Genomic DNA, 11445 nt, shown 5'->3' on the forward strand with positions numbered 1-11445 from the left:
CCGACAAGGAGGCCGTCGTCAGAGACAGCGAGCGCATGTTCATGCTGTTCCCGATTCTCAAGCAGCGGCTGAAGCAGCTGGCCGGCACGCTGTCGGGCGGCGAACAGCAGCAGCTTGCTCTGGCGCGTGCGCTGATGGCGGCGCCGCGCCTGCTGCTGCTCGACGAGCCTTCGCTGGGCGTTGCGCCGCTGCTGGTGCGCCACATCTTCAGCGCGCTTGCCGAACTGAAGCGCCAGGGCATGACGATGCTGCTGGTGGAACAGAACATCACGCTCGCGCTGGACCTCGCCGACCGCGCCTATGTGCTGCGCACGGGTCAGGTGGCGCTGTCGGGCCGGTCCGCGGAACTGCGCGACAGCGAACGCGTGGCGCAGGCATATCTCGGGGCGGCAACATGACCCAGCTGGACTATATCCTGCAGCAGATCGTCAATGCGGTGAGCCTCGGCAGCCTCTACGCACTGGTGGCGGTCGGTCTGTCGATCGTCTTCGGCGTCCTCAAGCTGACCAATTTCGCGCATGGCGACGTGATGATGGTAGGCGCCTTCGGGGTTGCCTTGCTGGCAGGAGTCGGCGTTCCGTTCCCGGTCGCCGTGATCTGCGGCATCGCCGCCGCCGCCGTCGCGGGCTTCCTCATCGAACGCATCGCGTATCGCCCGATCCGCGACGCGCCCGACGTTGCGCGACTGCTGACGAGCCTCGCCGTCACCTACATCATCGAAAACGTCGGCATCCTGGTGTTCACCTCCTCGCCGCGCAATTTTCCACTTCCCGATATTCTCAACACCTCCTGGGAAATGTCGAACGGCGCCATCACCTTCACGAGCATCAATCTGCTGACCATCGCGCTGACCTTCGTGTCGCTGCTGCTCCTCGGCTGGTTCATCACGCGCACCACGACCGGGCTCGGCATGCGCGCCGCGGCCGAGGACATGTCGGCGGCACACCTTGTCGGACTCAACGTCAACCGGCTGATCATCGTCGCCTTCATCGTCGCATCCGCCTATGCCGGCCTCGCCGGCATTTTGTGGGCGGCACAGGCCGGCGTGGTGCAGCCGCAGATGGGCTTCACACCGCTCCTGAAGGCTTTCGTGGCGGCTATCATCGGCGGCTTCGGGTCGATCGCTGGCGCCCTGGTCGGCGGCTACATATTGGGCGCGCTGGAGATCTTCATCGTCGCATTCCTGCCGAGCAGCGTCTCGTCTTATCGCGACGCAATCGTCTTCGCTGTGCTGATCGCCTTTCTCCTGGTGCGCCCGGGCGGGCTGCTCCAGCCAAACCGGGAGATAAAGCTGTGAGCCGGGAAGTGTGGATCACACTCGTCGTCCTGGTCGTCCTTGTGGCGGGGGCAGCTGTCGCATTCGGTGCACCGCACGTGCTGAGCGACTATTTCGTCCGGATTATCCTGCTGATCGCGCTGAATGCAATCCTGGTGCTGGCGCTGTCGCTGAGCAACGGTTTTACGGGCGTGTTTTCGCTCGGTCATGTCGGCTTCATCGGCGCCGGCGCGTATATTTCGGGAATCCTGTCGATTCCGGTGCAGCAGAAGATGGCATTGCTGCCGCATCTGCCGACGTTTCTGCATGCTTTCAGCCTCCCCTTCCTGCCGGCGACGCTGATGGCGGGTCTTCTGACGGCACTGCTTGCCGTGGTCGTCGGTTATCCCTTGATGCGCCTGTCGGGCTATTTCGTTTCGGTGGCGACGATGGGATTCTTGATCATCGTCAACGTAGTGCTGATCAATGCATCGGATTTCACCCGAGGCGCCCGCACTTTTACCGGCGTGCCGCTGGAGACGACGTTGCCCTGGGTGATGGGTTGGCTCGCCATCACGGTGTTCGTGCTGGCGCGCCTGGTCTATTCGCCTTTCGGGCGCGCCATGAAGGCGGTGCGTGACGACACAATCGCGGCCAGCGCTGTCGGGATCGGCGTGTTGCGGACCAGACTGATCGCCTTTGTCATCGGGGCGTTCTTTTCAGGCGTCGGCGGGTCGCTCTACGCACATTATCTCGGCTCGTTTTCGCCGAACACCTTCTACTTCGCGCTGACGATGAGCCTGATCACAATGCTGGTGCTGGGCGGCATGGGCTCCCTGACCGGCGCGGTCGTCGGCGTCATCTGCGTTTCGCTGTTGTCGGAGGTCCTGCGCTCGGTCGAACGCGGCTTCACGATCGGCGATTTCGCGGTGCCGGCCCTGTTTGGCGCCAGCCAGATCGTGCTCGGCTTCATCTTCATTCTAGTCATGATCTTCCGGCCGAAGGGGATCATGGGGGACCGGGAACTTACGTTCGGATTAACCCAAAGATCGGCAACGGTGAACCAGACAGAGGAACGAAAACCATGATCAAACTCACTCGACGCGGCACCATCGGCCTGGGACTGGGCGCATTCTTCGCGCTTGCCTCGGCCAGCACGGCACTTGCTGCCGACACGATCAAGATCGGCTATCCGGCAAACCTGACCGGCATTCAGGCCTCGCTCGACGGCCCGATGCTGAATGGCGCCAAGCTGGCAGCGAGCGAAATCAACGCCGCCGGCGGCGTGCTCGGCCAGCAGATAGAACTGGTGATCTACGACTCCAAGAGCGATTCGACGACGATCTCGACCGTCGCCAGCCAGTTGATCGACAGCGACAAGGTCGTCGGCATCATCGGCTTCGCCGATTCCGACTCGGTGCTGGCCATCGGACCGCAGGTCCAGAAGGCGCAGATCCCGTTCATCACGCCCGGCGCGACCTCGCCGAAATTGCCGAGCCAGCTCGGCAACGAGATCTTCCTCGCCGCCTTCGGCGACAACGTTCAGGCTGCGGTTGGCGCGGAATTTGCGCTGAACAAGCTGAACGGCAAGACCGCCTACCTGCTGACCGACATCGGCACCGAATACACAACGCTGCTGTCGGACTACTTCGTCACCGCCTACGAGCATGGCGGGGGCAAGATTTTGGAGCGCGACACCTACAAGATCGGCGACAAGACCTTTACCGCGCAGATCGCCAAACTGAAGGCGCTGTCGCCGCAGCCCGACTTCGTCTATGCCTCGTCGAATGCCGAGGAAATCGGCTTGATCTTGAAGCAGATGCGCCAGGCCGGCATCAACCTGCCGGTGGTCGGCGGCGACGGCTACGACACGCCATTGCTGATCCAGGTCGGCGGCGACGCGGCCAAGGACACCTACTTCACCACCCACGCCTATATCGGCGAGGGCGCCACCCCGAAGGTGCAGGCCTTCATTGATGCCTACACCAAATCGGCCGGTAATGCCCCGGAGAACGCGTTCGCTGCGCTCGGCTACGACTCGGTCAAGCTGATGGCCGACGCGATCAAGCGTGCCGGCGCGCCGGATCCGGCCAAGATCCGTGACGCGCTGGCGGCTACGTCCGGGCTCGACGGCGTGACCGGAACGATCACCTACCGCCCAGGCATTTCGGTGCCGGACAAATCGGTCTCGGTCATCGGTGTCAAGGACGGCAAGCTTGTCCTGGCAAGTGAAGCGGCACCGACCTTCGTCGCGGAGCCGTGATTTTGTCCACTCCGGGTTCCCTTTGGGACATCTACAGGTCGCGGCTCTCCGCCGCGACCTTCACCGACCTGACGCATGCGTTTCATCCGGGCCAGCCGCATTTCCCGGCTTTCCCGGACGAGGAACGCCGTGCCTTGCTCGATTTTTCGAAGGGCGACGCCTTCCAGGTCCACCACTACGCCTTCGTCGGACAGTGGGGCACCCATGTCGATCCGCCGGTGCACTTCATCGACGGCGGCCGCTCGATCGACCAACTCCCGGTGGCGGAGATGCTTCTGCCATTGGTCATCCTCGATATCAGCGACAGGGTCGCCGCCGATCCCGACGCGACGCCGACGCTCGACGACATTTCCGCCTGGGAGACACGGAACGGCCGTATCCCCGAAAAGTGTTTTGTCGCACTTCGCACAGGGTGGTGGCCGCGCTGGCCAGACCCCGTGACGTTTCAGAACAAGTCGGCCGACGGTATCTCGCATGCGCCGGGCTGGTCGAAGCCGGTGCTGGAGGAACTTTTGGAATGCCGCGGTGTCGCTGCGATCGGGCATGAGGGCATGGACACCGATCCCGGCCGCGCCACTTCGGCAGGCGACGCAAGCCTGGAATATTATGTGCTGTCCCGCGACTGCTGGCAGATCGAGCTCTTGGCCAATCTCGACAAGGTGCCTGAAGCCGGCGCGTTGATAATGGCAAGCTGGCCAAAGCCAAAGGCCGGATCTGGCTTCCCGGCTCGCGCTGTCGCCATCCATGAAGCGGCCGGCTGAACGCGTGAAACCGCAGCTGGCGGCGGTCTAGGGACCGTCGCACAACGTTCATCAGACACGGAATTCAGACATGGATATAAACACAGTCCGCGATGCTTTTCCGGCGATGGCGAAAGATGCCGCGCCGACGAAGCGGATTTTCTTTGACAATCCCGCGGGAACCCAGATGGCGAGCCGTTCGATCGAGCGTATGACGCGTGCGATGATCGAGACCAACGCCAATCTTGGTGGCTATTTCGAAACCTCACTCGCGGCCCAGGCGATGGTCGACGACGCGCATCAGGCGATGGCCGATTTCTTCAATGCCGCGGACCGGCGTGAGGTGATGTTCGGCCAGAACATGACGACTCTGACGTTCGCCGTCTCGCGCGCCATCGGCCGCGATCTGAACGCCGGCGACGCCATCGTGTTGACGCGCATGGATCATGACGCCAACGTCGCACCCTGGCTGATGCTGGCGGAGGATCGCGGGCTTGAAGTGCGCTGGATCGACTTCGATCCAAAAACGTTCGAACTCGACCTGTCGACGCTGGAGGCCACTATCGACGAGGAGGTCAAGCTGGTCGCCGTCGGCTATGCCAGCAACGTTACCGGCACAATAAACGACGTGAAGCGGATCGCGCAGCGCGCACGCGCGGTCGGGGCGCTGAGCTATATCGACGCGGTGCAGTTCGCGCCGCATGGGGTGATCGACGTCCAGGAGATTGGCTGTGATTTCCTGGTTTGCTCGGCCTACAAATTTTTCGGACCGCATCACGGGGTGTTGTGGGGCCGGTTCGATCTGCTGCAGGCGCTGACCGCCTATAGAGTGCGCGCGGCTTCGAACACGCCACCTGGAAAATTCGAGACGGGGACGACAAGCCGCGAGGCGCTTGCCGGGGTGCTTGGCGCCGTCGAGCACTATGCCTGGCTCGGACAGTCCTTCGGCAACGTTCACCCGCAGGCGACGCGGCGGGAGCGCATCGTCGCCGGCATTGAAGTCGCCGACCGTTATGAGCGTGTCCTGACAGCACGGTTGATTGCCGGATTGTCCAGAATTGATGGCGTCTTGATCCAGGGTATATCAGATGTGGTGGCGCTGGCGCGCCGTGTGCCTACCGTGTCGATCACCGTTGACGGAACCGATCCCGCCGATATCGCCAAAGCGATGGCAAAGGAAGGCATCTATCTCTGGCACGGCCACAATTACGGTTTGGAGCCAATCAAGCGGCTGGGGCTTGCGGACCGCAACGGCGTCGTCCGTATCGGGCTGGCCCATTATAACACCGAGGCGGAAGTCGATTTCCTGTTGGCGAAGCTGGCGGACTGGATGAAGACGCGAACCTGACATGCGCGACAAAAACGGAACCCCGAGGATCGGCGTCAAGCTGCGCCATGCCAGACAGGTGCTTGGCCTCAGCCTGGAAGAGCTCGGCGCTCGCATCGGGCTGACAGAGGGTTATCTCTCGAAGATCGAAAACGACCGCGCGACGCCGTCGATGGCGGCTCTGCACCGGCTGGTGCAGGCGCTGGGCATCAACATGAACGCAATGTTCGGCACGCTGCAGCACAATGCCTCGGAAGTGTTCGTTTTGCGGCACAACGAGCGTCCGCACATGGAGACGGGACATCGGCGTTCGGGCAACCATGTCGTGCTCGAGCAATTGGTCCCATCCGGTCCGGAATATCTGCTGCAGATCAATGTCCACGTGATCGAGGCCGGCGGCGGCAGCCCCGAATTGATCAGCCATAAGGGACAGGAATTCGGCTACGTGCTCGAAGGTTCGGTCGAGTTGCTGGTCGAAGCGAACGTGGTGGCGCTAGAGGCAGGCGACGCGTTCTATTTCAACTCCGAACTCGGCCACGGCTACCGCAATATCGGTTCGACCACGGTCCGTATCCTCTGGGTCAACACGCCGCCGACATTCTGACCGCCTCCATCGCGGTGCCGGATTTCGAGGCAGCTCCGAAGGCGTTGTTCAATGAGCCAACGTCCACAGGACACAGCCGCCGGGTCCAATCGTCCTGTTTCAATGCCCGAACACCAGCGGCGGCGCGATCCGATCCCGCCGCAGCCAGCGCGCCAGAAGCAGCGCGGCCACCACGGCCAGCCCCGTCGACAGGCCGATCCAGATGCCGACGCCATGCAGGCCGAAATGGAAGGCGAGCAGCACGCCGAGCGGCAGGCCGACGCCCCAATAGCCGATCGCGGCATAGATCATCGGCACCTTGGTGTCGTGCAGGCCGCGCAGCATGCCGGCGGCCACCGCCTGGGCGCCGTCGAAGACCTGGAACAGCGCCGCGAAGACCAGGAACGACACGGCAAGTTCGATCACCCTGGCATTGGCCGGATTGCCCAGATCGATGAAGGCGCTGATCAGCGGATGCGGCCACAGGATCATCACCAGCCCCATCAGCGCCATGAACGAGACACCGATGACAAAGGCGGTCCAGCCGGCGCGCGAAACGCCTTCCGGATTGCCGGCGCCGTGCGCAAGCCCGACGCGCACCGTCACCGCCTGGTTGAGGCCGAGCGGCACCATGAAGGAGATCGAGGCGATCTGGATGGCGATCGCGTGCGCGGCCAGGGAATCCGCGTCGATCAGGCCCATCAGCAGGGCCGCCGCATTGAAGATCGTCACCTCGAAGGCGAGGATGCCGGCGATCGGCAGGCCGAGCCGCAGCAGGCCCTTGAAGCGCGGCCAGTCGGACCGCCAGAAGCGGCCGAACAGACGGTAGCGGCGGAACTTCTTCTCCAGCATCACCACGGCAGCCATGCCGATGAACATCAGCGCTGAGGACAGCGAGGTGGCAAGGCCCGACCCGGCAATGCCCATTGCCGGCACGCCGAGATTGCCGAACATGAACACCCAGTTGAAGAAGACGTTGCAGGCGACGGCGACGAAGACGATGACCAGCGCCCAGCCCGGCCGTTCCAGCGCCGAGATGAACGAGCGCAGCACGATATAGAAGTAGAAGGGCAGCACCGCCCATTCGAGCCAGCGCAGATAGATGCCGGCCTGATGGGCCAGAACCGGGTCCTGGCCCATGGCCAATAGAATGCCCTCGCCGTGCCAAAGCACGAGCCAGATCGGGATCGAGATCAGGATCGCCAGCCACAGGCCCTGGCGCACGGTGCGGCGCAGGTCGCGCACAGAATAGCGGCGGCGGCCGAGCTCGGTGGCGATCATCGGCGAGGTCGCCAGCATCAGGCCGAGGCCGAAGATCAGCGGCATGAAATAAAGGTTGGCGCCAAGCGCGCCGCTGGCCAGCGTGTCCGGCCCCAGACGACCCATCATCATGACGTCGGTGGCCGTCATCGCGGTCTGGCCGAGATTGGTCAGCACCATCGGCCAGGCGAGCGCCAGCGTCGCCCTGATTTCCTGACGCCAAAGATTTTCCGGCGCGCGAGCGCCGGCTTCGATCGCAGACATTGTTCCGCTCTTTCCAGCTACGGCACGTCGGCCAGAGCCGGAAGCCGCATGTCAAACGGCAAAACCTTCGGTTGCGCGGCGTTTGCGTCAGCTTCTGGACGAAACGCGACATGAAGGCAAGGGAGGAGGGACAGGAACGGATTGAGCCAGCGACCGGCCCAAATGCTCTAGCGGATCGCGTCCAGCATCCGCCGCTGGCGGTGCATCTCGAGGAAAACCTTGTAGTCGCGCTCGAAACGCCCCGATGATTTCGGGTTCGACGAGCGCGTCCTGCCGCCTTGCTGCATGGCAAGACAGGCCGCGTTGAGGTCGGGAAACAGCCCGGCAGCGGTGGCGGCGATCATGCCGGTGCCGAGCAGCACCGCCTCGTCGGCCAGCGGCTCGATCACCGTGCAGCCGGTGGCGTCGGCATAGAGCTCCATCAGCAGCGGATTCTTGGTGTGGCCGCCGGTCACGTGCAGCGTGTCGATCAGATAGCCATTTTCGTTCAGTGCCTCCAGCACGTGGCGCACGCCGAGCGCGATGCCGACGGCGGTGCGCCAATAGAGCTTGCACAGGCTGTCGAAGGAGGAATCCAGCGTCAGCCCGCTGACGACGCCGACGGCATGCGGATCGGCGAGCGGTGAGCGGTTGCCATGAAAGTCGGGCAGCACATGCAGCCTTGCGGCGAGGTTGTCGCCCTCGGTGGCGCGCAGCTCGGCGACACGCCTGGCGATCTTCGCATGCATGGCGGCATCCGGCTCGCCGCCGGCGCCGTGCCAGCGGATGATGTGGTCGAGCAGGGCGCCGGTCGCCGACTGCCCGCCTTCCGACAGCCACAGCCTGGGCAGTGCCGCGCCGTAATATGGCCCCCAGACGCCGGCGAAGGGCTGCGGATCCGGCGACATCGCCATGACGCAGCTCGACGTGCCGGCGATCAGCGCCAAATGCCGGCCGATATCCTGTTCGTCATCGGCAAAGCCGCCGAGCACGCCAAGCGCGCCGGCATAGGCATCGATGACCCCGGCGCCGACCCGGCATTTCTCGCTCAGCCCAAGTTCGGCCGCCGCTTGCGCCGTCAATCGACCGATATCGGCGCCGACGGGACTGGCCTTTTCCGGCAGGCTGCCGTGCTCGAAAAGATCGTCGAGGCCGACGAGTTCGAAGAAATCGCGCCGCCAGCCTGTCTCCTCATGCGCCAGATAGGTCCATTTGGCGGTCAGCGTGCATTGCGAGCGGGCCAGCGAGCCCGTCGCTTGCCAGGTCAGGAAATCGGTCAGGTCGAATAAATAGCCGGCTTCATTCCACGTCCGCGGCAAATTGCGCTTCAGCCACATCAGCTTCGGCGTCGCCATTTCCGGTGACATGACGCCGCCGATGTAATTCAGCACGGCGTGGCCGCTTGCCGTGCATTCGTCGGCCTCGGCGATGGCGCGGTGGTCGAGCCAGACGATGGTGTCCCAGCGCTTGTCGCCCGTGGTCGAGACGCTGAGCTGGCCGCCTTGCCGGTCGCGCACCACCAGCGAACAGGTGGCATCGAAGGAGATGCCGACAATGTCCTCAGGCTCGACACCGGCTTTTTCGCGGGCAGCACGCACGGCGGTGCAGACAGAAGACCATATGTCGCGCGAATCATGCTCGGCGTGATCGGGCTTCGGCTGGTTCATGGCGATCGGCCGCTCGGCGCGACCGAGCAAGGTGCCTGTGGTGTCGAGAATGCCCGCGCGAGCGCTCCCGGTGCCGACATCGACCGCGCAAACGAACTGTTTCGTCAAGATGCTCTGTCTCTCGCTCCCAGGCCTGCAATCAGATCGGGCAATTGCAGCATGTCAGCGAATATAAAGTCCGGCTCACTCGACGCAAGCCGCGCTTTCAAGGTCGGGTTGCCGGCATGCGAGCCGCCGGTGAAGGCAAACACGCGCATCCCCGCCGCCCGCGCAGCAATGATGCCGGCCGGGCTGTCCTCGACGACGAGGCATTTGCGCGGATGGGCCCGCATGCTGGCGGCGGCATGCAGGAACAGATCCGGCGCCGGCTTTCCCTTGGCCACCATGGTGGCACTGAACAGATGCGGCTCCATCAGCCCAAGCAATCCGGTGACGTCGAGCGCGTAGCGGATGCGGTCGAGCGTGCCCGAGGACGCGACACAGAACGGCAGCCCAAGCTTCGGCAGTATCTTCTTGACGCCGGCGATCGGCTTCAGCTCCTCGCGGAATTTGCGCATCAGTTCGACGCGCATCTCGGTCAGGTGCAGGTCGGTGATATCGAGTCCGAAGTCGCGGCCGAGGATCTCGCGCACGCTTTTCATGCTCCTGCCGAGGAAATGCTCGTAGGCGGTGTCCTCACTGACGCTGCCGCCGGCGACTTTGACCATGCCGAGCAGCGCCGAGACGGAGAGCGCCTCGCTGTCGACCAGCACGCCATCGCAGTCGAAGATGACCAGTTCAGGCGTCATGGCCGAGAATGGCTCTCAGAGCTTGCCGGCGAGGTAGCGCGTCAGCGTCGCGCGTGCGCCGTTCGCCCACAGCACGTTGAGCGCATGGGCGAAGGCCTCGACAAACGCCGTTGCGCGACCGACATCGCCATAGATGTCCTCCATGGCGAGCCAGGCGGCGGGAGCATCCTTTGCCGCCTTTGCCGTCGCCTGCAGCCGGTCCCAGCTCGGGTCGTTGGGCTCGATGACGGCGCCGCTGTCGGTGGTGCCGAAGCAGTAGCGGCACCACAATGCCGATTCCAGCGCCAGGCCGGCGACGCTCTTTCCGGCCTTCAGCCGGTCGGAGATGGTCGGGATGATGAATTTCGGCTGGCGGTTGGAGCCGTCGAGGCAGAGCCGGCGCACCGTGTCGCCGATCTTGGGATTGGAAAAGCGGCTCTCGATGAGCTGGTAATAATCTTCTAGGACCGTGTCCGGCACCGGCGGCACCGTCGGGATGATTTCGTCCCGTTCGAGCTTGGCCAGGAAACCGCTCACCAGTGGCTCCTGCATCGCCTCATGGACGAAATGGATGTCCATCAGGCCGGCCGGATAGGCAATCGTCGCGTGGCCGCCATTGAGGATGCGGATCTTCATCAATTCATAGGGCGCAACGTCTTTGACGAACTGCACGCCGACCTTTTCCAGTGGCGGCCGGCCGCCGGTGAAATGGTCCTCCAGCACCCATTGCCGGAACGGCTCGCAGAATACCGGCCAATTGTCCTCGAGGCCAAAATCCTTGGCCAGGATGCCGCGTTCGCGGTCCGTGGTGGCCGGCGTGATGCGATCGACCATGCCGTTCGGGAAGGCGACATGCTCGCTGGCCCAGTTCGCCAGATCCTCGTCGATCAAACGGGCCAGGCCGATGACGCCGTCCGAGGTGACATGGCCGTTGTGGGGAATGTTGTCGCACGACATGACCGTGAACGGCACGGTGCCTTCATCGCGCCGCCGCACCAGCCCGGCAAGGATGATGCCGAACACCGTCTTCGGTGTCGCGCCGGGCTGCGCATCGGCGACGATGTCGGGGTGGGTCGGGTTGAACACGCCGGATGCCGGATCGATGAAATAACCGCCCTCGGTGATGGTCAGCGAAACGATCTTGATCGCCGGGTCGGCCAGCCGTTCGATGATGCCGGCCGCATCGCCGGGCATCAGGAAGTCGATCATGGCGCCGGTGACCCGGGCGCTCATATGGCCGCTGTCCTGCTCGACCACCGTGGTCAGCCAGTCCTGCTCTTCCAGTTTGCCGCGGCCGATCTTTTCACCGTCGAACACGCCGGCGCCGATCAGTGCCCAGT

General features: G+C 63.8%; 11 protein-coding genes. 7 read left to right on the top strand and 4 right to left on the bottom strand.

From position 1 onward, the window contains the following. From EN749_RS20465 to EN749_RS20495, 7 genes are all read left to right on the top strand, one after another. On the top strand, nt 1-398 hold a 398-nt coding region (locus EN749_RS20465), incomplete at its 5' end, for an ATP-binding cassette domain-containing protein (RefSeq protein WP_128363842.1). Continuing rightward, nucleotides 395-1297, top strand: coding sequence for a branched-chain amino acid ABC transporter permease (locus EN749_RS20470; protein ID WP_128289353.1), 903 nt, complete (start codon nt 395-397; stop codon nt 1295-1297). The genes EN749_RS20465 and EN749_RS20470, both read left to right, overlap by 4 nt. Beyond that, nucleotides 1294-2343 (top strand): branched-chain amino acid ABC transporter permease, encoded by a 1050-nt coding sequence (locus tag EN749_RS20475; protein WP_127808337.1) that lies wholly within the window; start codon nt 1294-1296, stop codon nt 2341-2343. Before EN749_RS20470 ends, EN749_RS20475 begins: the two co-directional genes overlap by 4 nt. Next, nucleotides 2340-3518, top strand: a complete 1179-nt coding sequence (locus EN749_RS20480; protein WP_027040062.1) for an ABC transporter substrate-binding protein — start codon at nt 2340-2342, stop codon at nt 3516-3518. Before EN749_RS20475 ends, EN749_RS20480 begins: the two co-directional genes overlap by 4 nt. Beyond that, the gene (locus tag EN749_RS20485) at nt 3515-4279 is read left to right on the top strand and encodes a cyclase family protein (protein WP_245491463.1); all 765 of its coding nucleotides are present in this window, start codon (nt 3515-3517) and stop codon (nt 4277-4279) included. Before EN749_RS20480 ends, EN749_RS20485 begins: the two co-directional genes overlap by 4 nt. Nucleotides 4280-4349: 70 nt before the next feature. Further along, nucleotides 4350-5606, top strand: a complete 1257-nt coding sequence (locus EN749_RS20490) for a cysteine desulfurase-like protein (RefSeq protein ID WP_127808335.1) — start codon at nt 4350-4352, stop codon at nt 5604-5606. 1 nt (nt 5607) lies between these two features. Further along, nucleotides 5608-6189 (top strand): cupin domain-containing protein, encoded by a 582-nt coding sequence (locus tag EN749_RS20495; protein WP_027040059.1) that lies wholly within the window; start codon nt 5608-5610, stop codon nt 6187-6189. 99 nt (nt 6190-6288) lie between these two features. Here EN749_RS20495 and EN749_RS20500 read toward each other — a convergent pair whose 3' ends face one another. The 4 genes from EN749_RS20500 to EN749_RS20515 form a co-directional block, all read right to left on the bottom strand. Then, on the bottom strand, nt 6289-7692 hold the full coding sequence (locus EN749_RS20500) for an MATE family efflux transporter (protein ID WP_128363844.1): 1404 nt from the start codon (nt 7690-7692) through the stop codon (nt 6289-6291). Between the two features lie 167 nt (nt 7693-7859). After that, nucleotides 7860-9446, bottom strand: a complete 1587-nt coding sequence (locus tag EN749_RS20505; protein ID WP_128363845.1) for an FGGY-family carbohydrate kinase — start codon at nt 9444-9446, stop codon at nt 7860-7862. Next, entirely contained in the window at nt 9443-10126 is a 684-nt protein-coding gene (locus EN749_RS20510) for an HAD family hydrolase (protein WP_128363846.1), read from the bottom strand. The genes EN749_RS20505 and EN749_RS20510 overlap by 4 nt, the downstream gene beginning before the upstream one ends. 15 nt (nt 10127-10141) lie before the next feature. After that, the coding region (locus tag EN749_RS20515) for a mannitol dehydrogenase family protein (protein ID WP_145990957.1) at nt 10142-11445 on the bottom strand (1304 nt) is incomplete at its 5' end.

Origin of the sequence: Mesorhizobium sp. M7A.F.Ca.ET.027.02.1.1, from assembly GCF_004022985.1 — a bacterium.
Taxonomy (GTDB): Bacteria; Pseudomonadota; Alphaproteobacteria; order Rhizobiales; family Rhizobiaceae; genus Mesorhizobium.